Genomic DNA, 25,414 nt, shown 5'->3' on the forward strand with positions numbered 1-25,414 from the left:
TCTGAGGTTGAACAACTGCTGAGAGATGTGGTGCATCTCTCAGCCAAGTTGACCGACCAAGACATGGAGCTACCAGAAGACCTGCCGACTCTCCCTAGAGAATTATCCTACTGGGTTGCCAGCAATCTTTACGGGGTGGCAGCTGAACAGCAAGCCCTTCTGGAAATGCAAGATACGACAACCCGCCTGGAGCGCGAAGCCGAAATTCTCACCTCTACTCGCAATCACCTCGCGGCTCGTACAGTCCTCAAAGATGCGCTCAAGTAAGCGTCATTGGTTGTTAGTCATTAGTCTTCAATGATTAGTTCAGGGCAAAAGAAGCCTAACTAACTAACTGATTCAGGAGTAATGACTAAAAACTAAACACGAGCATCTGGTCGCAAGTCATACCAGCCATACCAGTGACGAACTGCAAGCCATACAGCGCCCAGGAGAGCGGCTACGCTGAGGGTGAGTCCGGTGTAGGGCACGACTAATCCCAAGACTGGGAGAACCGCACCAGCAATTGTGCAAATGACGGCGGCAAGAGAAGCACGGCGGTTTGACCCCAATCCCCACGCCAACGCTAGCAAGACGATAGAAATGACAGTCCAAGCCAGCTTGACATCAATTAGGCGGCTGAGATAGGTCAAAGTTAGCAAACAAGCAAAGAAAATTCCGCCAGCGATCGCTACATTTCTTAGGCTCATCGGTAGCGACATATAGAGCAATAATATCCACCACAAGAATACTGCTGGTGCCAGTAACAGCAACCGGGGAAGGATGCCGGTGTTGCGAATCGGGCCTGTCGAAGTAAAGACACCAAATGGATTTTGGACGGAAACGTTGTCGTCAAATACCCAGGTGAAGCGGGTGCCTTGTCCCTCAACCTTACTTTCTGTGGGGATAATCCCACTAGCAAAATCAGCTCCAGGGAAGTTAGCCAGTGCTGTGAGGCGGAAATTGGAGAGTAATTGCCCGGTGGCACTATAAACCCAGCGCGGCCCTCCTTGAGCTTTATAGGTGACTTTAAAACTAGCTGCTTGTCCGGGTTCGAGACGGAATGGAAAACCATAGTCACCTGGATTCGCTTGCTGGAGGCGAGTCCCGTCCCGCTCTACCTTATAGCTTTGCAGCAGTGAATAACCGCTAGGCGGCGGGACTTCAAAGAAAAAATTGCTAACATCGGTCAGCGGGTTGGTAACTTTATAATCGGCACTGTAGTCAACGCGATAAATTGCGCGACGATCTTGGGCATCTGTGCTTTGGTCAATTTTTACCTGAACTTGCGATTCGCTCAGGGTTAGCAAACGGTTGACTTCTCGCGTATCGTTGACTTTGACGATTTTGCCGTCAACTTGAGTGGTATAAGTGTAAGGCTCTTTGAGGACATAGCGCACTTGGGGTGCGGGTTGCTCTAGCCTGTCACCGGCAACGCTGGCAGCTACCTGAGCTACCCGTGCTTGTTCCCAGTGGTGGTAGCGATTGCCTAAAGTTGAGCTAAGAAAAAATCCTCCCACCATGAGAATTAAAACCAAGGCAGCGTGGGGTAAACTTCGCAGTAATCGGGAGTAGCGAACAACCCACTCATCCATGAAAATTGCTTGTTCTGGTTGATCTCGACGCAGAGAGAAATTTAGCAGCGCGATCGCAATTCCCAAAGCACCAACCAGGAATACGATGACAAGGAAGGTACTCAGTACCTGTCCCCCAAATTTCATTAGCTCAGCCGGATGCGTTAAATCGGGCAATCCGGGAATGCCTTGAGCAGATTGAAACATAAAAGTTTGGGATTTTGTAGAGACGCTCGATATGGCGTCTGGTTTGAGCTTTAGAGACTACAGTCCCAAGGCTAGAGTTTCCCTACTGGCAGAATTGAATAGCTACCAAAGATTTTCAGCGTTTCGGTATAGGTGGATAATTCTTCTAAGGCGGATTGAACCGATGCTTCTGTAGTATTAGCTTCCAAGTCAACAAAGAACAGATAGTCGCCAAGACTCCGCTTCGTCGGGCGAGATTCAATTCGGCTCAAGTTAATGCCGCGACTGGCAAACACTTGAAGCGGTTTGGCGAGTGCCCCAGGCACATTGGCAGGAACGCTGAACGCCAGCGAAGTGCAATTGCCGCCGGTAGCGGGTTGTAAACTCAGCACCCAGAACCGCGTGTAGTTGTCAATATAATCATTAATCGGGCAAACCAGAATCGGTAGATTGTAGAGTTGAGCGGCTCTAGAGGAAGCGATCGCTCCCGCTGTTTTGTCCTCATCCAGATACTGTAGCGCCTCCGTAGTCGCATTTGTCGGCACCAGCTGCACCTGCGGCAGAAACCGCTCCAGCCACCCCTGACACTGAGCCAAAGCCTGTGGGTGAGAATAAACCGTCTGAATTGCCTCTAAATTCGCCGCTCGTGACATCAGAGCATGAGAAATTGGCAGTACCAAAGCTTGCTGAATTTGCAGCGTATCCAGCTGCCACAGAGTATCCAACGTTGTCGTAACACTGCCCTCAACCGAATTTTCTACCGGCACCACTGCTAGATCCGCTTGTCCCTGTGCTGCTGCTCGGAGTGTCTGAGCAATGCTGGGATAGGGACACAACAACGCTTGCTTTCCCATTTGAGTTAGCCAGCTAACATAAGTCAAAGCAGCGGCTTCTGCGTAAGTGCCAGGAGGTCCTAAGTGTGCAACGGATACGACCATTAAAGCTAGCCCTTTATTTTTCCGTGATAGTCATTCTGACACCTTTTTAACCTTTCTCAGAAAGCCGGTGTCAACTGTCCTGTCCCTCGCAAGGGATAGGCTTGTGGAGCTACTTTAGACCCAACCCCAGTGTCTATTTCTTATGCCTCAGAAAGAGGAAACCTGCTCCATAAATTTTTATGATTACAGAATGCTTTAGTTGATGCATTATTTACTAGGACGGGTTTTAGCTCCAGAAAAAATTCCGTCTACTTTTTTAAGAAGTGTAAAGTACAATTAATTTAATTCAGCGTACAGAATGTAATTCTGTTACCATCCTCTCATGCAAACTCAATTTGTTGCCTCCCAATCTGTTCAAATTGCTGTTCCGGAACAACCAGTTCCTATTCAGCATTATTTGCGCCAGCCCCAACGTCTTGTGCAGGCTCTGGTCGATCCGACTCGGATTGAAGAACTCAGTGACGAGCTTTTTCGCCTGAAAATGCGTCCCTTAAGCTTTATGACACTGAGCATTCAACCGATTGTGGATTTAAGAGTATGGGCAGAGTCGGATGGAACGGTTCACTTAACATCTACAAATTGCGAACTTCGCGGTGTTGAATATATCAACCAACGCTTTGCTCTCAATTTAATTGGTAAGCTTTCTCCGTGCCAGTTTAATGGAACAACTCATCTCAAAGGGAAAGCAGATTTAGAGGTCAAAGTTGAGTTGCCACCGCCTTTTTCGTTTACGCCTAAGCCGTTTCTAGAAGCGACTGGAAATGCTCTGCTCAAAAGCGTGCTGCTAACTATCAAACAGCGATTGATGCATCAGCTGCTTTTAGACTATCGTCGGTGGGCAAGCGCTACTAACCCTCAGCCCTCTGCGATTAGCAATCAGGCTTCGGAAAGTTTTGAGTTTTAGAATTGTCAGAGCGGGTTTGCTTGCCTTATCTGTTTTGTCAGCAATAGGTTTGATAAACCCGCTTGTAATAAATTGGCAATGAGTAGGACATCAGTAAATTGTTTTTATTGATTACCCACCCGGCAAGGACTAAAAGACATTCGATGTAAGCGCGAAGGGCCGTATTGTTGCAGCGCCAATAGATGCTGGGCGGTACCGTAACCTTTATTCGCCGCTAAATGATAGGCAGGATACTTGGTGGCAAAACGCATGATTAGGTCGTCGCGCCACACTTTGGCAACAATGCTAGCAGCAGCAATTACCAGCGATCGCTCATCACCCTTCACGAGATTCTGTTGCGGTACCGACAGCTCTGGCAGCGACCACTTCCCATCAACCAAACACATCTGCGGCTGCACCTTTAGCTTAGTTACAGCCCGCTTCATTGCCAACAACGACGCTTGAAAGATATTAATTTGGTCAATTTCCTGGTTGTCGGCATAGCCAATTTTCCAGTCTAGAGCGATCGCTTGAATGTGTTCTGCCAGTTTGCTGCGCCGATAGCTAGACAGCTGTTTGCTGTCTCTAACGCCAGCGGCTGCAAGTTCCTCAAAAGCAGACTTAGGTAAAATTACAGCCGCCGCCACCACCGGCCCAAATAAGGCTCCGCGCCCCACTTCATCCACACCAGCAACCAGTTCCCAATCGCCAGCTAACTCTGGCAGATCCCCTAGATTAAAATTTGGTTTACGGATTCGCTTAACGACGGCGGGGGCATTTTGCACTTCCGGCGACACGATCTTTGACTCCTTGAGAATTTAGCTTCTGAAGAATGAAGGGTGAATCATCACAGCATGAAAAGACTGAATTTTTAGGTAAATACCAACAATCTTTCTTGTTTCATCCTTCATCCTGCGAAGAAAGCGCCGCAACGCTTACATCCTTCATCCTTCAGAAGCCTCCGTTGCAGAAGACCGACGACGACGCCGCCGGTTGATCGTGGGACTACTCTCGGCTTCACTGGAGGATGCAGAGGAAGCGCTCTCCATCTCCACAGTGTCTTCTTCCCTGGTGTCTTCTTCGCTGGGAGCTTCCGGTACCGCAGGCGTTTCCCACTGAGTTTGTGGTTCCTCGTCCGTTGTCTCATCTTCCCCATCTCTCATATCTTCTTCCTCGTAGGCGGAGGATATATAAGAGAATTTCTCGTCAAGCGCAGACTCTACGCCAGGAATCTCCCTATCTATGACGCTGACAGCTTCCCGGCTTGGCTCTACAGACGGTGCAGTTTGGGCACCGGGTAAGTTGACAGAGACAATCGCTGATTTAGGATTTTTGACCTGCCGATTCAAAAGTACCAACGGAGAAATTCCCATCAAAGCATAGATATCTTGTTGCTCTGGGGTCATTTCAATCGAAACAATCTCCGGCGGTTCAACTTCCTGCCTGGAAGGCTTAGGACGCTCCGGTCTTGACCCTCGACGACCTTCTTCCACAGCGGGTAAAACGGGCAATGGCCCGACTGTAAATGCCTCGGTGTCTCTGGATACTTCTGGTTCTGCCACCGGACTCTGTCTGAAATGGTTCACCAGTGGGGGAGAAGTCGAGACTCGAACGGGATTTTTAGTGACTTCCTCTCTTACCGGAGGTTCGCCGACACGGCGGCGACGACGACGGCGATTATTGTTATTGACTCCTCCCTGTTCCTGATAACTGGGATGATGCATCAAATCCATTGCGTCATCATCATCATCATCAGCAGCTAAATCTAAGGCTTCGCTGCGACTTTCACGGATGTCTGGGAGGGGCATTTCCCGGACGCCTTCGTTTCGATAAGGTGCCGTCCGTACTTCCCTAGCAGGCACTGGCACAGAAGGCTCGGCAATTTCCCCGCCATTTCGGGGAAGCTCTCCGGGTAGGCGAACCTGATGCCCCAAGCCGCCGCAGGTCGGACACGCCTGACTAAACAATTCGTAAATATTTTGACCTTGGCGCTTGCGGGTCAGTTCTACTAAGCCGAGTTCTGAGAGTTGAGCAATCTGCGGTCTTGCTTTATCTACTTTCAGTGCCTTATTAAAGTGTTCCAGCACTTGCAGCTGGTCTCGCCGCTGATCCATGTCAATAAAGTCAACAATAATCACACCAGCGATATTCCGAAGCCGCAGTTGGCGGGCAATTTCCGTTGCTGCCTCGCTGTTTGTCCACAAAACGGTTTCGCGGGCTGTTGCGGAGCGGGTGAAGGAACCGGAGTTGACATCTATGACCGTCAATGCTTCCGTCGGCTGAATGATAATGTAGCCACCGGAAGGAAGATCGACTCTGGGCTTGAGGGCTTCTCGAATGGCGGCATTGACGCGGAAGTATTCTAAAATTGGGAGACGCTCGCGGTGATGGTCGATCAAAACCCCTTCAGGCGATCGCCCTCCGCTCCAGCTAAGTAAGTATTGCTTGACTCGCTTGACTCCAGTATGGGAATCTACCACGATGCGATTGACTTCCGCACTGTACATATCCCGCAGGACGCGCTGAATAAAATCATCGTCCCGATTCAACAGCGCCGGTGCCCTGGTGGAGTTTACCTCTTGCTGAATTGCCTCCCACTGTTTTTGCAGAGACTCCAAATCTTCAATGATGGCTTCTTCCGAGCGTCCTTCCGCTTCTGTCCGCACGATAAGCCCCATGCCTGCGGGTTTAATCAGAACCGCTAACGCTCTCAGGCGGTTGCGTTCGCTTTCACTCTTGATTTGCCGGGAGAGACTCACACCCCGCCCGAAAGGCATCAACACTACATAGCGTCCGGGTAAGCTGACGTTTCCGGTAAGCCGGGGGCCTTTGTTCCCCGTCGGCTCTTTCATCACTTGTACCAAGACTTTCTGCTGGGGTGTCAGCAGTTCTGTAATCGCACCGGCAGAGCGTTTTAGCCGCAACGGCCCCAAGTCTGTAACATGGATAAAGCCATTGCGCTCTGTATCTCCAATGTTGACAAATGCGGCATCTATCCCAGGTAAGACATTTTCGACAACGCCAAGATAAATGTCTCCAACTTGATGGTTGCCAGTCGCAACCACGAGTTCTTGAATTTGATCTTCCCAAAATACGGCAGCGATTCGATGCTGCTCGGCGATGATAATTTGCTTTGGCATTCAATTTCCTCAAAATTTGCAGCAAGCTTAGGCACAACAGACAGGCGGAAGTTGCTCACTGGCAGAAGGCGGAATGTATTCATCTATCCTTCCGTACCCTTCGGGGTACAACGAAGGGCTGCTCTTCGAGAAGACCTTCGGTCTACGCCCCACATCCTTCATCCTTTCGAGGTGACTCTTACTTTTGCTCAAAAAAAATAACAGTGTCAGCCAGAAACAACTTTGTACGGGCCGGTTTTGTTTTACCTTCTGGTTCAATGACAGCAGGGATAGATTCTCGCACCCGCCCCTACCTAGAGAGAAATATTGGTGCGATCGCCCATAGTCACTGGAATCAGTAACCGACAAGCTGGGTCAACTCTTCCCCGATGAATTTAAGTTGCCAGTGCCATCCTTTTTCAAAAAGGTTGAACGCTGGACTTTGCCAAGAATGAACAGAAAGTCTCAAAGAAAAGCTAGCTGCGCGAGGGCCACCATGATAGGTTCACACGAGGGGCAACCCAATGGAGCCTCGATCCGCAATTGCTTCTATTGTGATGTATTATATCGCGCTGTTACTCCGATCGGACGTAACTTAGATTGGCAATGGTGTTAGCTGGAACTTTGTTAGCCTAAGTTTGCACAATTGGGTCGCCTAACCAACAATCGAAGCTTGCCTACGCAGGCTGGAAATCGTAGCGATCGCGTGCTGTGCTACTCGCTCGATCTCCTCCTGTGTATTCTGCCGCCCAATCCCAAACCGCACCGACGCATAAGCCAGCAGTTCCGAGCGCCCCAGCGCCGTCAGGACGTGAGAGGGAGACACTTTGAGTGAGGTACAAGCCGATCCAGAAGACACCGCCACCACTGGCTGCAATCCCAGCAATAGCGCCGCTCCATCTACACCCTCGACACTGATGTTAAGGTTTCCCGGTAGTCGCTGGGTAGGATGCCCATTCAAATGAATACCTGCCAAACCGCTCAGTTGCTGCCACAGGCGTTCCCGCAACTGGACGAGGCGTTGCGTCTCTGATTCCATTTCCGAAAGTCCCAGTTCTACTGCCTTGGCAAACCCGACAATTTGCGGTGTATAAAGAGTCCCAGAGCGCATCCCCCGCTCATGTCCACCTCCATGCAGCTGTGGTGCCATTTGGACTCTAGGGTTGCGGCGTCGAACGTAAAGAGCGCCGATTCCTTTAGGGCCATAGACTTTATGGGCAGTCATTGACATCAAATCAATGTTCATCGCCGCTACATCTAGGGGAATTTTGGCAATTGCTTGGGCTGCATCGGTATGGAAAAGTACCTGATGCTGGCGACAAATTGCCCCAATTTCTGCCAACGGTTGTATAATCCCAATTTCGTTATTCGCCGCCATCACCGAAACTAAAATCGTGTCGGGACGAATCGCTTTCTCTAACTGGGTTAAATCAATTAGTCCATCACTTTGGACTGGAAGGAAAGTCACCTCGAAGCCAAGCGATCGCAAATAATCACAAGGGTCAAGAACCGCGTTATGTTCCGTCTCTACGGTAATAATGTGGCGTCCTTTTTGAAAATAAGCTTCCGCGACACCCTTAATCGCTAAATTATTCGCCTCCGTCGCACCGCTGGTAAAGACAATTTCTTCCGGTGTGGCGTTGATAGCATCTGCCAAAATTGCTCTAGCTTGTTTGACAGCCGCTTCCGCTTCCCAGCCGTAGATATGGGTGATACTGGCAGGGTTGCCAAAATGCTCGGTAAAGTAAGGCAGCATTGCCGCTAACACCCGCTCATCAAGAGGTGTCGTCGCGTGGCAATCGAGATAAATAGGGCGCTGAGTCAATTGTTTCGTTAAATGGTTCACAATACCATTTTGGCAAATTGTAGGTTCAGAAATTGAGGATACGATAGCCATAGCCTCAGATAAGTGCATGAGAGGGTTCCCATGAGTCTAACTATCCAAGATTTAGAAAGACTGCAAGAAAAGCTGCAAGAAAGCGATCTCGATTACCAACTGGAATTACAGGACGGGAATATTGTCGTCATGGAGCCATCTGATATAGAATCTAGCGAAATCGGTGCTGAGTTCATCAGACTTTTAGGTAATTGGGTTAAGCCTCACCGACTGGGAAGGGTGTTTGATTCTAGTGGTGGGTTTATTATGTCCAATACAGACTTGCGGGCACTAGATGTTTCGTTTGTTTCGGCTCTTCGACTCAGGAAAACCGTGCGCGACTTTGCCAAACTGGTTCCAGACTTGGTGGTAGAGATCAAATCCAAAAGTGACCGCATTCGTCCTTTAGAAGAGAAAATTCAGTTATTTCTGACCCTTGGGGCGCGGGTGGGGAGACTGATCGATCCAGATCAGCTGACTTGTACAGTTTATCGTCCCAGCAGTGAGTCGGTAGTGCTGGCTGATGAAGATAAGCTCACGATTCCAGAGTTATTTCCTGGTTGGGAAATTTCGATTTCTCAATTATGGCCCCCGGTATTTGAATAGTTGGCACACAACAGGTATATGTTTTAAGGCGATCGCTTGCTTTGCCGCCACAATATTACTTTAAGGCGATCGCCAAACTTTAATTTTTCCGCCTCCAGCACTGACGAGAACTTTCCCATCTGGACTGAAGGTGACAGCATCAACAGAGGCTGAACGATTGGGGATAGTGCTTTTCAGTTGCCCTGATTGCAAATTCCATAGCTTAATCGTTTTGTCCCAACTAGCACTAGCTAAAGTTTGACCATCCCGGCTAATAGCGAAGGACACAATCCTATCTGAATGAGTGAAAGTGCGTGTAGGCTGACATGGTTGTATATCCTCACAACTGTTCGGAAGATTCCCTAGTTCCCATAAGCTAATAGTGTTTCCAATACTGCTAATAATTTTCTGTCCATCTGGGCTATAGGCGACTATTTCTCCACCGCGATTTTTAGAATCAAAAATAGTCTTTTCCAGGTGTCCGCCTTGCAGATTCCACAACTTAATTGAGTGGTAATTACTACTAGCAATTGTTTGACTATTCGGGCTAAAAGCAACGAATTCAACCGCTTCGTTGGCAGGATCGGTAAGGGTACGCAGCAGTTTTCCTGTGCTTAGATTCCAGAATTTAATTGTTTTATCCCGACTACCGCTAGCGAGAGTCTGACCATCCGAACTAAAGGCAATAGAATTAACCCAGTCTGAATGACCAGTCAGTGGAGGTAGTGCTTTTCCCGTGTGGGGATTCCAAAGTTTAACAGTGTTGTCACGAGTAGCACTAGCTAAGATTTTTCCATCTGAACTAAAGGCAAGTCCATTATCAGGATTACCTTTGGCATCAGCGAGTGTATACAGTAGTTTTCCATCACCTAAATTCCATAGCTTAATGGTGTTGTCATTACTGCTGCGACTGGCGAGAAACTGTCCATCCGCACTGATAGCGAGAGCCTCAACCGAGCCTTGTTCTGAAAGGGTATAGACTAAAGAAATATTTTCCACCCGATTCCAGGAACTATTTGCTGGTTGCAATAGCGGTAATAGATTATTATTTTTGTAAAAGAAGGAAATTCCTGCTGTCAAAGCTAAAGCCGTGGTAATACCTGCTCCAATTTTCATCAAACGACGAGATTGATTTTTAGAAGTAGCAACACCAACATTACTTTTTGGTGAATCTACCTGAGAACGCGATAAATTGGCAGCAGTATCCAGGTTTATTTGCCCCTCAGATGGCGAAATTTGCGGTGGTAATGTAGACGTGACGATTGCTTGGATAGCATCTACTGGCAGACTTGGCTTATGGGTAGAGATATTATTATAAGTTTGCGTTGCTATTTGGGAATTGACTAACTCAAACGCTTGCAAAGCTTCTGTTGCGGTTTGATAGCGGTGGCGATAATCATAGCGCACCATTTTGTCTAAAACGTCTGCGAACTGTTGGCTGACTTGCACCTTATCTCGCCAAATAATTTCGCCTGTTGTAGAATCTTCTGGTAACTGGCTGGGCTGTATCCCTGTAATCGCTTGGATACCAATCATTCCCACTGCATAGATATCGCTGCAAAATCGCGGTTTGCCACCGAGTTGTTCGTTCGCCATGTAACCGGGTGAACCAATCGCAACCGTTAAAGTTGTGTTCCCTTCATTAGTTTTTTGAGCGCTAACTTGTTTAACTGCCCCAAAGTCAATTAAAACTATCTTTCCATCTTGTTTGCGCCTCATTAAATTTGAGGGTTTGATATCGCGGTGAATGACATCTTGCTGATGGACAAATTCTAATATTTTTAAAATGTCTCCGCAGAGAGTGATTACCTGATTTTCACTCAGCTGCTTGCCAACGGGTAATTCTTGCTTGAGTTCATGCCCTTCGATGAATTCTTGTACTAAATAAAACTCTTGCTCTTGTTCAAAATGAGCCAAAAGTTGGGGAATTTGATCGTGTTTGCCCAACTTGTAAAGGACTTGGGCTTCTCGATCGAATAAACGGCGCGATACCTGCAAAGTTAAGGGATCGCTAGCCTTGGGTTTGAGTTGCTTAACGACACACAGTGGATTGCCTGGTAGCTGCCGATCTTCAGCAAGGTAAGTTTGACCAAAACCCCCGCATCCCAAGTGTTTGACGATGTGATAGCGACCACTGAGCGTTTTTCCCAGCATGACATTTGTACAGTGTAGTTGTCTGATAGTTTAGCCTTGGGAACCGGGAAATCCATGGAGTGCGCGATCGCTTTCCTCACCCTTGTTTCCTCACCTTTATTTCCCCACCCTACTGAGTGCTTTAGGGCACGCGCCAAACCTTAATGGTTCCGTCCAGACTGCTACTGTAAATCGTCTGCCCATCCGGACTAATGGCAATTGCGAAAATGGTGTTGGAATGCCCCGTCAGGGTGCGAATCAATTCTCCAGTCCGCAGATTCCACAATTTGAGGCTGTTTTCCCCAGTACCACTGCCACTAAAGAGCGTCTGACCATCTGGACTGAGGGCAACCGCATACACCCTCCCGGAAAAAGAGCCATTCGGCAATCTAGATCCATGAGGAAACGTATTCAGCAGTTCGCCTGTTTCTAGATTCCACAATTTTGTAGTTCCATCTGGACTGCCACTCGCTAGGGTTTCACCATTCGAGCTAATCGCAATCGTCTTCACTGCCTCTATATGCCCCCCAAAGGTGCGGCGCAGTTCACCCGTCTCCAAATTCCACACATTGATGTCATAAACGTTACTGCTGACCAGCGTTTGTCCATCTGGGCTAATGGCAACATCACGAACTCCCTCATCTAGCCCTTCTTTTATACCGATCAGAGTTCGTACCAATTCACCCGTTTGCAGGTTCCACACCTTGATGGTCTTGTCCTGACTACCGCTAACAAGTGTCCGACCATCTCGGCTAATCGCAACGGAATACACATCCCCCGAATGCCCCCTCAGGGTGCGAAGCAGTTCCCCCGTTTGCAGGTTCCACACCTTAATCGTTTTATCGGCACTCCCGCTAACGAGGGTCTGACCATCCGAGCTGATGGCAACAGAATAAACATATCCTGAATGCCCAGTCAGCGTGTGAATGATTTCTTTGGTGCGGATGTTTCTAATCTTAATCGTCTGGTCGAGACTGCTACTGACAAGGAACTGACCATCCGGGCTAAGTGCAATCGATGTAACGCCGCCTGCATGACCGGGGAGAGTATTGACTAAAGCAATTTCTTGTGGTTTTTCTCCAATGCTATGAGGTTTTTGAAAATAGAAAATTCCTACTGTCAGAACTAGAGCTGTGGCAATACCCGCGCCAATTTTTAGCAGTACAGGAGCCTTATGGATAGTAGAAATACCTTCTTTATCAGGCTTTGGTGGCGCTTTTGGAATGACCGATGTGGCAACAGAATAATTCTGGTTTTTCGGTTGCACTGCTGATGAGATTTGAATCGACAGAGTCTGCGTGACGGGTAGCAAAGCAGCAGTAGGTGATGACCTGACGTTATCAGTAGAGGGTGTCATCAGCTGCGTTACTACATCATTATTGAGCTGCTGGAGCGCCTGCAAAGCTTCTATTGCTGTTTGGTAGCGTTGGCGGTAGTCATAGCGCACCATCTTGTCTAAAACGTCTAGTAGGGGCACGGTATACCGCGTCCCGACCGACAGGCGATCGCGCCATAAAATTTCACTGGTTTTGGAGTCTTCTGGCAGTTGGGATGGCGGTAATCCGGTGAGGGCTTGGATTCCCAGCATCCCTACAGCATAAATATCACTGCTGAATCGGGGTTTGCCGCTGAGTTGTTCGTTCGCCATATAACCGGGCGAACCAATAACCACCGTTAAAGTTGTCTCCCCTGGGGAACTGACTGTCTGAGTGCCGACTTCTTTAACGGCTCCAAAATCAATCAAGACTAATTTGCCATCTTGCTTGCGCCTGATTAAATTTGACGGCTTAATATCCCGGTGGATGACATCTTGCTGATGGACAAACGCTAAGATTTCTAAGAGGTCTTGTAAAAGGACAATGACTAAGTCCTGACTCAGTTGCTTCCCAACGGGTAATTCTTGTTTGAGTTCATCGCCTTCGATGAATTCTTGTACTAAATAAAACTCTTGCTCATCCTCAAAATGAGCTAAAAGTTGAGGAATTTGATCGTGATTGCCTAAGCGATAGAGAACTTGAACTTCCCGATCGAATAAACGTCTGGCTACCTCCAAAGTTAATGAATCGCTAGCCTTGGGTTTGAGTTGCTTAACGACACATTGTGGATTGCCCGGTAGCTGCTGATCTTCGGCAAGGTAAGTTTGACCAAACCCTCCGCCTCCCAAGTGTTTGATTATTTGGTAGCGACCACTGAGCGTTTTTCCCAGCATGAGGTAGATGCAGTGTTCTGGCAGTTATTCTAGATTAGTCCCCAAGGCTCTGGTTTTGCTTGCCAGCCTTAGATGTTTTAACGCCTGACCGCTACCTCTGCCAGAGAAATCAGGAAACTTTTCCAGTTTCACCGATTGCCTAACAGAGTAGAAACACTCATCTCGCTTTAGATGACTCCTGACTCGTCCAGGAGTGACAAGAGCCTTGGAAGTGCAACAATTGATAAAATTCACGTCGGCGCGATCGCACACCTTCAGGAAACAATCTAGGGCGACTCCCACATGATTATGGAAGAACGCCCTAGAAATTTGCTTTCAAAAAAATACTGAAACCGGGCAGTCGATCGACTAGCTACCCAATTTTAACGCTAGCCTACTTTTTTGCCGCCTGCTGACTGCGGGAGTAGTCATCTTGAAAACGAACGATGTCATCTTCTCCTAGATATTCCCCATTCTGAACTTCGATTAATACCAGAGGAATCACACCAGGATTTTCTAGGCGATGCGTGTGGCATTGAGGAACATAGGTCGATTGATTACTGCTAAGGGTCAGTTCTCTATCGCCACAAACAACCTTCGCTGTGCCTGAAACCACGATCCAGTGTTCGCTGCGGTGGTAGTGCATTTGCAGGCTGAGCCGGTGACCAGGCTTCACTTCAATGCGCTTAATTTTGTAGCCTCGCCCTTCTTCCAGAATCGTGAAAGAACCCCAAGGACGCAATTCCGTTGCAGCAATTCCGCTGGTGGTTATCGAACTGGGTAAGGGTAAGACAGAAGTTTGAGAAATTTCTTGCGCCTGAGCCATTGGTGTTTCTCCTTAAAACCGCTGCTTTATCAGCATAGTGAATACATTTTGAGAATGGACGATTCTTTTGAGCGATCGCTGACACATTGAGGCAATCTTTGCCAAACATAACAAATCAAACCGGGCTGCTGTAACCGTAAACTACGGAATTCCAGCAATCTACATCAAGTCTTCATAGAAGTTTTAACGGTTGACAAATTGGCTAAATCGTCAATAATTCCTAAGTCAGTGACTACCGGCGAGGCTGGAGGAAGATGCCAAGACCGTTGTGAACGCGGGCGGCAGTGGAGGGAGGGCGATCCAGGAGTTGTCCCCCCAAGTAGAGGCTGGTAGAGCTGCCACCGTCGAGGTTGAGGGCGTCAATAACACCCATTTTTTGCATCAGGGCAGCCATTTCTCTCAAGGTAGGTCCGGTTCCACCAGTGCGATTGTGAACGGTAACAATCATCAGGTTGCCGTCTGCGGTCGTTCCAATCGCACTGCGAATTGCGGCAAGCCGATCGAAGGCGTCGCTAAATTGCTCGCCTTTGGCATCTAGCACAATTTGCCGATTTTGCAACAAAAGAGGGCCAGCACCAACAATGTGCGGGTAGCGGTTAAAGTCATCAGGGACAGTAGCGCCCTCTACCCGTACTTTCGTGCCGAGAGGGAGGGAACCTGCTGGCCCTCGGTTGGCTCGTAGGGTGAGTAAGAAACCATTGCGGGGAATGGGAAAGGCATTTTTACCCGCAATCCCTCCAGCTAGAAGGCTGGTGACTTGGTTGTTCTGAACAACGACAATGATTTCATCATCAATTAGAGGCGCGTAGGTCGCTCCCCACTCCGGGGTATAGCGGGAAATTCCTGCCTTGACGTAGCCACTGTTGAGGAAAAGAATTGGTAAACGCGCCCCCGTTGCGGTAATTAAAGTTTCTTGGAGAGCCAGACGCCCGATTTTCACAGCTCCCGTATCATTCCAGGCGATCGCGCCTCGATTCAAAATCGGCCCGGATAACCATCGCCCATCCCGCCGAATTGCGCCTAAAGGCAGCTGGTTCTTGCGATTAAAAAAGCCCCCGTTGACTGCCGCCGAGGCGTGCCACATCTCGGCTGTCTCGCTCAGGAGACCGACTCCCACCATCTTCGAGGGATGGCTCCAGATCGGTTTAAGTTTAAAAAAGGGCAAGTTTACATCCTCCTGAAGACGGAGATTCAGTGTCAGCCCGACCACCGGAAATCGGGAAGAACCCAAGCTCACATACTGCTGTCGCCAGCGGATTCCTTTCGCCCAGAGAATATCTCGCTCTACCATCGCCTCTGGTAGAAAATCGATAATCAATCGATTGGGGTTGGGTAAGGTGGAAAAGCGAGGAGACAAACCTGCTGGAATGTTGATGCGGATTTGGGTTTGGTTCTGAATCGATTTCACCACAGGAGCGGGTAATTTCCAGCGATGGGGAGATGGAACCATCGAGGGAATATCTCCTTCTGTTTCCCTGTCCTTCTCTCCTTTCCCTTGCTTCAGTGCCTGTGGCAGCTGTGCTGGTGAAAGGAGAGAAAAACGCTGGAGGAGAGCTGGAGCAGCGGCTGCATCCATTGTGACGACTAATTCCCGACCTTTTTTCCTGACTTGCCACGGAGTCGAGCGATCGAGATCGATCGTCATGCGCGAACCCCTCGGTTGCAGCGTTGGTTGAATATCTGCCACTTGCGCTGGCTGAGAGGAAATCAAGAGCTTGGTGCCCTTTACCTCAAGCTGCCAACCCGCTCTCTGGGCGAAATCGGTAATATCTAGATAGCGATACGACCCCACTGCCTGCGTCGCCAACATTAGCGGCTGTGTTGCGGGTTGGGAAAACCACTGCACCGGCTGTCTGGTAACATCCCCAGTGTTTAAAAGCTCTACCCCCAATGTTTGGGTCATTCCGGCGTCGCTAATTCCGGTGCGGACAGACGCTCCCAGCCGCCACTGACTCCAAGTGGCTGGCAAGGTGCGACCATTGATCGAAACCTGATAACCCTGGCGATAGACCTGAGGCGATGCTGAAGGCACCAACGCCTGTGTAGTTAGGGGCAATTCCCGTGCCGGTAATTTTTGAAGTCCCCCGATGGGAGCTGCAACCGGCGATACTTGACGGGACAACCCGTTGGGCGAGGAGCTGCTGAGAGCGGCATAGGTCTGTAATCCTTTGGGGGACCTCTGAGGGGCTACGGGCATCTGCTTGGCAATCGGTAGTGCTATCTGGCTCTTTTCCCTCTCCGGTGCCTTTAACACCGGCTCTTTGGTGATTCCGACCGGGGAAGAAGTGGCTATGTAAACTGTGAGGGCAATAATGGACGGGAGCGAGAAAGCGATTAGGCGACCGGGGGCAATTATCCCCACCACACCATCGAACGTCTCACTCTGTGACGTCGTTCTCCTGATCATTCGACAACATCAATAAATAGGGCGGCTCTTCTGTAGGGGCGTAGTGCCATACACCTGGATAACGCTGGATGCGTGTCTACATCAAGACTTCTAAAGTAACCCAGCGCGTCAGCAGCACAACTATCAAAAAACAATGACTTTATCTTCTCAAGCCCGCTTTTTTAGCTTCATAATAAAAAGCATAACCGCAGGGTTCGGAAAGACGCTTTATTCAACAACTCAATAGGGCGAAGTATTCGCTCTCAATGTAGCGGCTAAAGACATAGCCCAGGCTAGACTTGGTGTTGACGATAGCCCCTACAAATTGTTTGTCCTGGCTCTATGTCTTGTGGACGCTTATCAGTCCCTTGACCGGCGTCGGGGATTTATGTTAGGCGTCTTTAAAAAATGATAAGATGTCTAATCCGTCACTCTTGCAGACTGCTGGGATAGGAATCGGGTTAGAACGAGGTTCTTAACAGCACCTTGCCAGAGCGATCGCTCTGGCAACAAGTTTTGTCACCCTTGGCTCTAGCGCAAAAAAGTAGAAAAAGTAGTAGTGTCATTTAGTTGCAGCCTTCATGGTCAAATGGCATCTAGATATAGATAGTTAGACTTTGGAGGCATCACCTAGTCTCGGCGAGAGAAGACTGAAATGAGTGTTTAAATACATTGATGACGAGTTTTGTCATAATTTGACAATTTTGAATCCGGTTGTTTAGTACAGTCTTGCCACAGGGTTAACAACCTGAGAACGGGAAATTTAGATCGGTAAGTAAAGGAAAAACGTGGATCAGCTCATGGAGAACAGGAGTGTGAATGATAATCAACAATTACAGGGAGCGCTAAAGGGGGCAGAAACCTCTCCTGGCCCACGATGGTTGGTAGAGGAGCGGGATGCCTGCGGCGTCGGCTTCATTGCCAACCCAAAGGGAACGCCAGAGCATGAATTAGTCGAGAAGGCTTTGTCTGCCTTGACTTGTCTGGAACATCGAGGCGGTTGCAGTGCCGATCGGGATTCTGGGGATGGAGCCGGTTTGATGACCGCCATTCCGTGGGAAGTGTTGGGGGAATGGTTGGCGACTCAGGGCAGGGAAATGCCGCCTACCGAGCAGACAGGGGTAGCAATGGTCTTTTTACCCCAAGATGCCGAAGCCGCCAGCATAGCCAAGGACATTGTTCAGAAAACTCTCGAACAGGAAAAATTAACTGTACTGGGGTGGCGAGAAGTGCCTTGTCAGCCCCAGGTGTTAGGGGTACAGGCGCGAGAAAACCAGCCACGAATAGAGCAACTGGTTTGTACCTCGACCCATTTACAGGGAGATGAACTAGAACGGCAGTTATATCTGGTTCGCCGCCGGATCGGATCGGCGCTTAAAACTAATAGCGACCTCAAACTCAAAGGGTCTGAGGATTTTTACGTATGTTCGTTTTCTAATCGCACGATTGTCTATAAGGGCATGGTGCGCTCCGCCGTGCTGGGAGAATTTTATACAGATTTAAAAAACCCAGCTTATAAGAGTGCTTTTGCGGTATATCACCGACGCTTCAGCACCAACACCATGCCTAAATGGCCCCTCGCTCAACCGATGCGACTTTTGGGGCACAACGGCGAAATTAATACGCTGTTGGGGAATATTAACTGGATGATGGCGCGAGAGGCAGAGCTAAAGCACCCGCTTTGGGGAGAACGCATCAACGACCTGAAGCCACTCGTTCATCTCGATAACAGCGACTCGGCAACCCTCGACAACGTGCTAGAGTTGCTGGTACGCACGGGTCGGAGTCCCCTGGAAGCCTTGACGATCATGGTGCCAGAGGCGTACCAAAATCAGCCAGAGTTGGCGAATCGTCCGGAAATTGTTGATTTTTACGAATACTACAGTGGACTTCAGGAAGCTTGGGATGGCCCAGCCTTGTTGGTATTCAGCGATGGCAAAAAAGTAGGCGCGACTCTCGACCGCAACGGCTTGCGACCGGCTCGATATAGCATCACGCGGGATGGATATGTCGTCGTCGCTTCGGAAGCTGGTGTTATCGACTTACCAGAAGCTGACATTCTAGAAAAAGGCCGCTTGGGGCCAGGTCAAATGATCGCAGTCGATCTGCAAACCCACCAAGTTCAGAAAAATTGGGAGATTAAAGAACAGATTGCCGCCGCTAAGCCTTATGGGGAGTGGCTGGCATCTTACCGACAAAATCTGGCAGCGGAGCCTTTTGCACAAGAAACGAAGCTGGATAGTCAAACTTTACTGCGCCAGCAAATTGCCTTTGGCTACACCACCGAAGATGTGGAAATGGTGATTGAGGAGATGGCGTCTTCTGGGAAAGAACCGACATTCTGTATGGGAGATGACATTCCCTTAGCAGTGCTTTCACAAAAGCCGCATTTGCTTTATGACTATTTCAAGCAGCGCTTCGCCCAGGTAACGAATCCGGCAATTGACCCCCTGCGCGAGGGTATGGTGATGTCGCTGTCGGTTTCTTTAGGGATGCGGGGAAATCTCTTGGAAGTGAAACCGGAGTATGCCCGGTTGCTGAAGTTAGAATCTCCGGTTCTGAACGAAGCACAACTAGAGCAAATCCGGGCTTCCTCTTTCCAGACAGAGCAGTTCTCAACGCTATTTGAAATTGAGAAAGGGCCAGAAGGTCTAGAGGCAGCGGTTAGAAGCTTATGCGAAGCAGCGGCACAAGCAGTCCGTGCTGGGAAAGAGATCGTAATTTTAAGCGATCGCGTCCTCAATGGTATTAGTGCCGAATCTAGCTATATTCCACCGCTGTTAGCTGTGGGAGCAGTACACCACCACTTGATCCGGCAGGGTCTGCGGACTAGGGCATCTCTGATCGTCGATACCGCTCAGTGCTGGAGTACGCATCACTTTGGTTGTCTGATTGGCTACGGTGCTTCTGCGGTTTGTCCTTATCTGTCTCTGGAAACCGTGCGTCATTGGTGGAGCGATAGCAAGACGCAAAATATGATGCAGCGGGGCAGAATCAAGAGTATTAGCTTAGAGCAGGCACAAAAAAATTACTGCAAAGCGGTAGAAGCTGGATTGTTGAAAATTCTCTCAAAAATGGGGATTTCTCTGCTGTCTAGCTATCAAGGGGCACAAATTTTTGAGGCAATTGGCATTGGCGCAGATTTGCTGAAGCTCGGTTTTGCCGGGACGGCGTCGCGCCTCGGTGGCTTGAGCGTGGCAGAACTTGCCCAAGAAGTGATGTCCTTCCATTCGGCGGCTTTCCCAGAAGTGCCGCGCAAAAAGCTGGAGAACTGTGGCTTTGTGCAGTATCGTCCGGGGGGCGAGTACCACATGAACAGCCCAGAAATTGCCAAGGCGCTGCATCAGGCGGTGAAGAATCCGCAGTACGACCACTACGAAGTTTATCAAAAGCACTTGCAAGGGCGACCCGTAACGGCGCTCAGAGATTTGCTGGATTTGGAGAGCGATCGCGCCCCTATCCCACTGGCAGAAGTAGAGTCAGTAGAGGAAATTTTCAAGCGTTTCGCCACAGGTGGGATGTCTCTAGGGGCGTTGTCGCGGGAAGCGCACGAAACCCTGGCGATCGCCATGAACCGCATCGGCGGTAAATCCAACTCCGGTGAAGGCGGCGAAGACCCGGTGCGTTACAAAGTCCTCGATGATGTCGATGAAATGGGTCATTCCCAGGTATTGCCGCATCTGAAAGGGTTAAGGAATGGGGATACAGCTTCTTCTGCGATTAAGCAGGTCGCTAGCGGTCGCTTTGGCGTCACCCCTGAGTACCTGATGAACGCCAAGCAGATTGAAATCAAAATCGCCCAAGGTGCCAAGCCGGGAGAAGGCGGTCAGCTACCAGGGACAAAAGTTAGCCCTTACATCGCCATGCTGCGCCGTTCCAAACCTGGGGTGACGTTGATTTCGCCGCCGCCGCACCACGATATATATTCAATTGAAGATTTGGCGCAGTTAATTTTTGACCTGCACCAAATTAACCCGAAAGCGGGGGTATCGGTGAAGCTGGTGGCAGAAGTCGGCATCGGTACGGTTGCGGCTGGGGTGGCCAAAGCAAATGCCGATATTATCCAGATATCCGGTCACGATGGGGGTACGGGCGCTTCTCCGCTGTCGTCGATTAAGCACGCCGGAAGCCCTTGGGAACTGGGGTTAACCGAAGTGCATCGCGTCCTGATGGAAAACAGCTTGCGCGATCGCGTGATTCTGCGAGTAGACGGTGGCTTCAAGAGCGGCTGGGATGTAGTCATCGCCGCTTTAATGGGCGGAGAAGAATACGGCTTCGGCTCGATTGCCATGATTGCTGAAGGATGTATCATGGCGCGGATTTGCCACACCAATAACTGCCCCGTAGGCGTAGCTTCTCAGCAAGAAAACTTGCGGAAGCGCTTCCCCGGAATGCCAGAACACGTCGTCAACTTCTTCTACTTTGCGGCACAAGAAGTGCGGAGTCTGTTGGCGCGGTTGGGATATCGGTCGCTCAACGACATCATTGGTCGAGCCGACCTCTTGAAGGTACGCCCAACGGAACTCACCAAGACACAGGCGCTGAATCTAGATTGCATTACCCGTCTGCCCGATACCCGTGAAGACCGTTCCTGGCTGGTTCACGACCCAGTTCATAGCAATGGCCCAGTTTTGGACGATCAACTGCTCAACGATCCGGAAATTAAGGATGCGATCGCTTTCTCTACGAGCGTCACCAAAACTATAACCGTGGTGAATACAGACCGGACGATTGGGGCGAGGATTGCCGGAGCGATCGCATCTCAATATGGCAACACCGGCTGGAGTGGTACTATTACCCTCAACTTCCAAGGCACTGTGGGTCAAAGTTTTGGTGCCTTCAACCTCCCTGGCATCACCCTCAACCTGGAAGGCGAGGCAAATGACTACGTGGGCAAGGGGATGCATGGTGGCGAAATTGTCATCAAGCCGCCCCAAGCAGCCACCTACGATCCAGCCCAGAACGTGATTGTCGGCAATACGTGTCTCTACGGTGCCACGGGCGGCATCATGCTTGCCAATGGTCAAGCCGGTGAGCGCTTTGCCGTTCGCAATTCCAAGGGTATGGCAGTGATCGAAGGTGCAGGCGACCACTGTTGCGAATACATGACTGGCGGCGCGATTGTCGTCTTGGGCAAAGTAGGGCGCAACGTGGGAGCTGGAATGACCGGGGGTTTAGCTTACTTCCTAGATGAGGATGGCAGCTTTACATCGAAGGTAAATCCAGAAATTGTCAAGCTGCAACGAGTCAGGACACCTGCGGGTGAGCGACAACTCAAAGAGCTGATTGAGCTGCACGCCGAACGTGCGGGTAGCCAGAAGGCGAAGCATATTCTAGCCAACTGGGCTGAGTATCTACCCAAGTTCTGGCAGGTCGTGCCTCCCTCCGAGGCTGATTCTCCAGAAGCCAATCCTGAAGCAACACCAGAAAAGGTGCTTAGCTCGGTACAGTAAAAAGTTAAGGGGAACCTGGCGGTTCCCCTTACAAGCATCATAGAGAAGAAATTCTTTCTCTATAAATTCTATAAATGCCTGCTACAACGCTATACTCCTTTATTCAGTTTTGGGAACAGCCGGTTGAGCTTTCGGAGGAGCTGGTTTAGCAGCGGCTGCCAACTTAACTTCTTTGTCTTGCATCTCCATCAATTCTGGCACGGTGACAAACCTGTAGCCACGCTTTTTGTATTCGGCGATTAGTTGTGGTAAAGCCCGCACCGTATGGTCGCGATTGCCTCCTCCGTCGTGCATCAAGACAATTCCGCCTGATGTGATTCCTGCTAGCGCCTGCTTGAGGAATATTGGCACCGAAGGACGGCTATAGTCTCTTGAGTCAGAAGACCACATTACAACCGCGTAGTTTTTCTTATGGGCGTAGGCAGCTAATCCATTTTTAAGATGACCACCGGGTGGACGAAATAGAGTTGTCTTGATGCCTGTAGTTTGATAAATCATGTCAGATGTACGGTCAATTTCACTGGAAGCTCCAGCTTCGTTGAAATAATGGTAAAGGTGGCTCCAAGTATGATTACCAATCGCGTGACCATCCACGGCAACCTGACGCGCCAAAGGGGGAAAATTTTTCACGTTCTTCCCCACCATAAAGAACGTTGCCTTGATGTTATTTTTCTTGAGGATTTCCAGCACTTCCAACGTGCTTTTAGGCCAAGGGCCGTCATCAAATGTCAGGGCGATGACTTTCTCTTTGCTGCTTAATTTTACTTCCCGAAAGGTTTTTCCCTGAAATTGCGTAGGCGCAGAAAACGTCAGGCGTCTGTCTTGTGCTTCCTGTTCCAATCGAGCGAAAACCTTTATAAACGCCTCATCTCGCTGCGCCTTTAAGGCTTGGATATCAATGCCACTTTTGTCTAGGGTGTGATGCCCCATTTTTTCAGTGGCGGATAGAAGAATCCCTGGATCGCTACCTTGTTGGTTTACTGGCAACATGAGACCAGCGATAAAACTACTAGCAGCCGCAGCCAGAGCAATTAATGTTATTTTTTCCCGCCAGACCGATCGGTCATACTTTGCCACGTTAAGTCCCCTCCACTCCTCCTTTCATCAGGGCGGCAATTCACAGTTTTTCCGCCACTTCTAGATACCATGCTTCTCAAAAATTTCTTCACAGCTAGCGGCGCGACTGGCGTCAGCATGACTGCTAGCTAGAGGACGTGCGTCTGCTGTCCTTTGTTCGTCTCTAGAGTTACTGTCTAGAGCGCTAAAAGATCAGAAACTATATCATTTATCGTTAATTGCTTGTTTGTTGAACAGGGCAGTGAAGTCCGCCCTGTTGGTTGCAGGCTACAGCAAAATACTAACCAACCGAAAGTCAATCCGGGTAACAAAGTTAGTTTTTACAGCTCTTGACATTTTTGTTAAACCGTGCAATTTGAAAGCATTTGCTAGACAGGCACAGACAGCTTTTGATGATAAAGGCTGACAATTTGTGCAGTGACTTCGGCAATACTCAGACCGTCGGTTTGGATCTCGATGGCATCGGCTGCCTTTCGTAGGGGTGCCAAGGCGCGGGTACTGTCGCGGGTATCGCGTTCTTGAATGTCCCGCTCCAACTGATCTAAACTGACCTCTATCTGAGCTTGGTTTTTCAGGTCTTGCTGACGGCGTTGCGCCCGCGCTTGAGCGGAGGCGGTTAAGAAGATTTTGAGTTCCGCATCCGGGAAAACGTGGGTGCCGATGTCGCGTCCTTCGGCGACGACACCTCCTTTTATTCCCCAGCGCTGCTGTTGTTTTACGAGTTCGCGGCGGACGTAGGGTTGGGCAGCGATCGCTGATACTTGAGCCGTGACTTCTCGCGAACGAATTGTCTGGGTCACTTCGCGGTCATGAATCCAAACCCGCACCGGCGTCTGGAGGTCGTCACTGGTGCTTAGCTGGATCTGAGAATGGCTGGCTAATTCAGCGATCGCCGGTTCATCTTTGACGCTGGTTCCCGATTCCAGAACCAGCCAAGTCAGGGCGCGGTACATCGCCCCCGTATCCAAATAAAGCAGCCCTAAAGACTGGGCAACCGTGCGGGCTACGGTGGATTTTCCTGCCCCGGCAGGGCCATCAATCGCCAAAATTGGCTGGCGATCGCGTAGGGTTACATTATCAATCAAACGGGTTGTTCCCAGTCGCGCCGCGACGCTTAACAGTCCCGTCTCGTCAACTTTTTCCAATCGCATGAGAGTTGTTGGGTGAACCAGTTCAATATACTCGATCTGTACCTCTGGGACGAGTGCTAATTCCTTTTGAACTGCCTCAATGAGAACAGGGCGCGAGCGATCGCCCGATTTAAATTTTTTCTGCGCTTGCCGCAAGCCGCGATACAACACCGACGCCTGCTGTTTCTGCTCAGCACTCAGATACTGATTGCGGGACGAGAGTGCCAGTCCAGACGCCTCCCTGACGATGGAACACCCCACAATCTCCACCGGCAAATTGAGATCCGCCACTAGACGCCGAATAATCGCTAGTTGTTGGGCATCTTTCTCGCCAAAATAAGCATGAGTCGGCTGTACCAGGTTCAATAGCTTCGTCACTACTGTCGCCACTCCCTGAAAGTGTCCGGGTCGAGAGCGACCGCACAATACCGAGGTCATAGACTCTGGTGGAACTACCTGAGTTAAGTCATTGGGAATTGGTAATTGGGAATCGGGAACAGGCGCAATTGTGTACATTTCTTCAGCGGCGGGGGCAAAAATCGCATCTACCCCAGCTTGTTCGCACAATTGCCAATCCTGCTCTAACCGACGAGGATATTGTTGAAAATCCTCTGTCGGGCCAAACTGTAGCGGATTGACGAAGATGCTAACGATGACGCGATCGTTCTCGCGTCGAGCTTGTTGGATTAAGCTAAGATGCCCTGCGTGCAATGCTCCCATTGTCGGTACAAACCCGATTTTCAAGCGATGCCGGTATAAATCTAAGTAGCAGTGCAATCCAGCAGTTGTCGTAAACAGGCGCACCAAACCCCCCCTTTTTTGGTTGTTAGTGGTTAGTAGTTGGTTTTCCAGCAACTCACTACTAACCACTAACACTACTCTCTGCCCAGTAGTCTATCTCCAGAAAAGGGGATTGGGTGGTTTAGATCAGGACTTACGCAACATCACCACATCTGAGGGCAACCACAGGGGGATTGCCCCTACAAAACGCTATATGTATAAGCTTTGCGTAAGTCCTGACTTGTTTAGTGTGCTTTCGGCACACTTATGCAAGTCTAGCCCCGACTTGAGTCGGAGGGCT

The 25,414-nt window shown here is 49.6% G+C and carries 17 protein-coding genes; 5 read left to right on the top strand and 12 right to left on the bottom strand.

Features of this window, described 5'->3' with window-relative positions; all coding sequences use genetic code 11:
- The coding region (locus tag ACFW2W_RS15115; RefSeq protein WP_378179516.1) for an LON peptidase substrate-binding domain-containing protein at positions 1-267 on the top strand (267 nt) is incomplete at its 5' end.
- 92 nt (positions 268-359) lie between these two features.
- Here ACFW2W_RS15115 and ACFW2W_RS15120 read toward each other — a convergent pair.
- Positions 360-1,760, bottom strand: coding sequence for a hypothetical protein (locus tag ACFW2W_RS15120; protein ID WP_378179518.1), 1,401 nt, complete (start codon positions 1,758-1,760; stop codon positions 360-362).
- A 71-nt stretch (positions 1,761-1,831) separates the two neighbouring features.
- Complete coding sequence (gene pheA, locus ACFW2W_RS15125; RefSeq protein WP_378179520.1) at positions 1,832-2,677, bottom strand: prephenate dehydratase; 846 nt, start codon at positions 2,675-2,677, stop codon at positions 1,832-1,834.
- Between the two features lie 322 nt (positions 2,678-2,999).
- On the opposite strand from pheA, the gene ACFW2W_RS15130 reads away from it, so the two are divergent.
- The gene (locus ACFW2W_RS15130; RefSeq protein WP_378179522.1) at positions 3,000-3,581 is read left to right on the top strand and encodes a DUF1997 domain-containing protein; all 582 of its coding nucleotides are present in this window, start codon (positions 3,000-3,002) and stop codon (positions 3,579-3,581) included.
- Between the two features lie 104 nt (positions 3,582-3,685).
- Here the strand turns inward: ACFW2W_RS15130 and ACFW2W_RS15135 are convergent, their stop codons facing one another.
- Together ACFW2W_RS15135 and ACFW2W_RS15140 are read right to left on the bottom strand one after the other, a co-directional pair.
- On the bottom strand, positions 3,686-4,315 hold the full coding sequence (locus ACFW2W_RS15135) for a ribonuclease HII (protein WP_378179601.1): 630 nt from the start codon (positions 4,313-4,315) through the stop codon (positions 3,686-3,688).
- A gap of 189 nt (positions 4,316-4,504) precedes the next feature.
- Positions 4,505-6,700, bottom strand: coding sequence for an Rne/Rng family ribonuclease (locus tag ACFW2W_RS15140; RefSeq protein ID WP_378179524.1), 2,196 nt, complete (start codon positions 6,698-6,700; stop codon positions 4,505-4,507).
- A gap of 203 nt (positions 6,701-6,903) precedes the next feature.
- Here ACFW2W_RS15140 and ACFW2W_RS15145 point away from each other — a divergent pair, with 203 nt between their 5' ends.
- Entirely contained in the window at positions 6,904-7,041 is a 138-nt protein-coding gene (locus ACFW2W_RS15145) for a hypothetical protein (protein WP_378179526.1), read from the top strand.
- A gap of 293 nt (positions 7,042-7,334) precedes the next feature.
- Here ACFW2W_RS15145 and ACFW2W_RS15150 read toward each other — a convergent pair whose 3' ends face one another.
- Complete coding sequence (locus ACFW2W_RS15150; RefSeq protein WP_378179528.1) at positions 7,335-8,504, bottom strand: cysteine desulfurase family protein; 1,170 nt, start codon at positions 8,502-8,504, stop codon at positions 7,335-7,337.
- Positions 8,505-8,606: 102 nt separating this feature from the next.
- Here ACFW2W_RS15150 and ACFW2W_RS15155 point away from each other — a divergent pair, with 102 nt between their 5' ends.
- On the top strand, positions 8,607-9,161 hold the full coding sequence (locus ACFW2W_RS15155) for a Uma2 family endonuclease (RefSeq protein WP_378179530.1): 555 nt from the start codon (positions 8,607-8,609) through the stop codon (positions 9,159-9,161).
- Positions 9,162-9,221: 60 nt separating this feature from the next.
- On the opposite strand, the gene ACFW2W_RS15160 is transcribed toward ACFW2W_RS15155, so the two are convergent.
- From ACFW2W_RS15160 to ACFW2W_RS15180, 5 genes are all read right to left on the bottom strand, one after another.
- The gene (locus tag ACFW2W_RS15160) at positions 9,222-11,294 is read right to left on the bottom strand and encodes a protein kinase (RefSeq protein WP_378179532.1); all 2,073 of its coding nucleotides are present in this window, start codon (positions 11,292-11,294) and stop codon (positions 9,222-9,224) included.
- A 121-nt stretch (positions 11,295-11,415) separates the two neighbouring features.
- Positions 11,416-13,482, bottom strand: a complete 2,067-nt coding sequence (locus ACFW2W_RS15165; protein WP_378179534.1) for a protein kinase — start codon at positions 13,480-13,482, stop codon at positions 11,416-11,418.
- A 24-nt stretch (positions 13,483-13,506) separates the two neighbouring features.
- Positions 13,507-13,764 (bottom strand): hypothetical protein, encoded by a 258-nt coding sequence (locus tag ACFW2W_RS15170; RefSeq protein WP_378179536.1) that lies wholly within the window; start codon positions 13,762-13,764, stop codon positions 13,507-13,509.
- A 91-nt stretch (positions 13,765-13,855) separates the two neighbouring features.
- Positions 13,856-14,287 carry a phosphomannose isomerase type II C-terminal cupin domain gene (locus tag ACFW2W_RS15175; protein ID WP_378179538.1) on the bottom strand — a complete coding sequence of 144 codons (432 nt, stop codon included), beginning with the start codon at positions 14,285-14,287 and terminating at the stop codon, positions 13,856-13,858.
- A 232-nt stretch (positions 14,288-14,519) separates the two neighbouring features.
- Positions 14,520-16,694, bottom strand: coding sequence for a phosphodiester glycosidase family protein (locus ACFW2W_RS15180; RefSeq protein ID WP_378179540.1), 2,175 nt, complete (start codon positions 16,692-16,694; stop codon positions 14,520-14,522).
- A gap of 779 nt (positions 16,695-17,473) precedes the next feature.
- On the opposite strand from ACFW2W_RS15180, the gene ACFW2W_RS15185 reads away from it, so the two are divergent.
- Positions 17,474-22,126, top strand: a complete 4,653-nt coding sequence (locus ACFW2W_RS15185; RefSeq protein WP_378179542.1) for a glutamate synthase-related protein — start codon at positions 17,474-17,476, stop codon at positions 22,124-22,126.
- A 99-nt stretch (positions 22,127-22,225) separates the two neighbouring features.
- On the opposite strand, the gene ACFW2W_RS15190 is transcribed toward ACFW2W_RS15185, so the two are convergent.
- Positions 22,226-23,203: a polysaccharide deacetylase family protein gene (locus ACFW2W_RS15190; RefSeq protein WP_378179544.1), complete on the bottom strand. Its 978-nt coding sequence runs from the start codon at positions 23,201-23,203 to the stop codon at positions 22,226-22,228.
- A gap of 368 nt (positions 23,204-23,571) precedes the next feature.
- A complete protein-coding gene (locus tag ACFW2W_RS15195; protein WP_378179604.1) occupies positions 23,572-25,131 on the bottom strand; it encodes a bifunctional pantoate--beta-alanine ligase/(d)CMP kinase in 1,560 nt (519 codons plus the stop codon).
- Between the last annotated feature and the right edge of the window lie 283 nt (positions 25,132-25,414).

Source organism: Coleofasciculus sp. H7-2 (assembly GCF_042747725.1).
Taxonomy (GTDB): domain Bacteria; phylum Cyanobacteriota; class Cyanobacteriia; order Cyanobacteriales; family FACHB-T130; genus FACHB-T130.

Bases quoted from the DNA above. Each gene is read 5' to 3' on its own strand.
- ACFW2W_RS15120 (WP_378179518.1), bottom strand. From the start codon at position 1,760: ATGTTTCAATCTGCTCAAGGCATTCCCGGATTGCCCGATTTAACGCAT.
- pheA (WP_378179520.1), bottom strand. From the start codon at position 2,677: ATGGTCGTATCCGTTGCACACTTAGGACCTCCTGGCACTTACGCAGAA.
- ACFW2W_RS15130 (WP_378179522.1), top strand. From the start codon at position 3,000: ATGCAAACTCAATTTGTTGCCTCCCAATCTGTTCAAATTGCTGTTCCG.
- ACFW2W_RS15140 (WP_378179524.1), bottom strand. From the start codon at position 6,700: ATGCCAAAGCAAATTATCATCGCCGAGCAGCATCGAATCGCTGCCGTA.
- ACFW2W_RS15155 (WP_378179530.1), top strand. From the start codon at position 8,607: ATGAGTCTAACTATCCAAGATTTAGAAAGACTGCAAGAAAAGCTGCAA.
- ACFW2W_RS15160 (WP_378179532.1), bottom strand. From the start codon at position 11,294: ATGCTGGGAAAAACGCTCAGTGGTCGCTATCACATCGTCAAACACTTG.
- ACFW2W_RS15165 (WP_378179534.1), bottom strand. From the start codon at position 13,482: ATGCTGGGAAAAACGCTCAGTGGTCGCTACCAAATAATCAAACACTTG.
- ACFW2W_RS15175 (WP_378179538.1), bottom strand. From the start codon at position 14,287: ATGGCTCAGGCGCAAGAAATTTCTCAAACTTCTGTCTTACCCTTACCC.
- ACFW2W_RS15180 (WP_378179540.1), bottom strand. From the start codon at position 16,694: ATGATCAGGAGAACGACGTCACAGAGTGAGACGTTCGATGGTGTGGTG.
- ACFW2W_RS15185 (WP_378179542.1), top strand. From the start codon at position 17,474: ATGGAGAACAGGAGTGTGAATGATAATCAACAATTACAGGGAGCGCTA.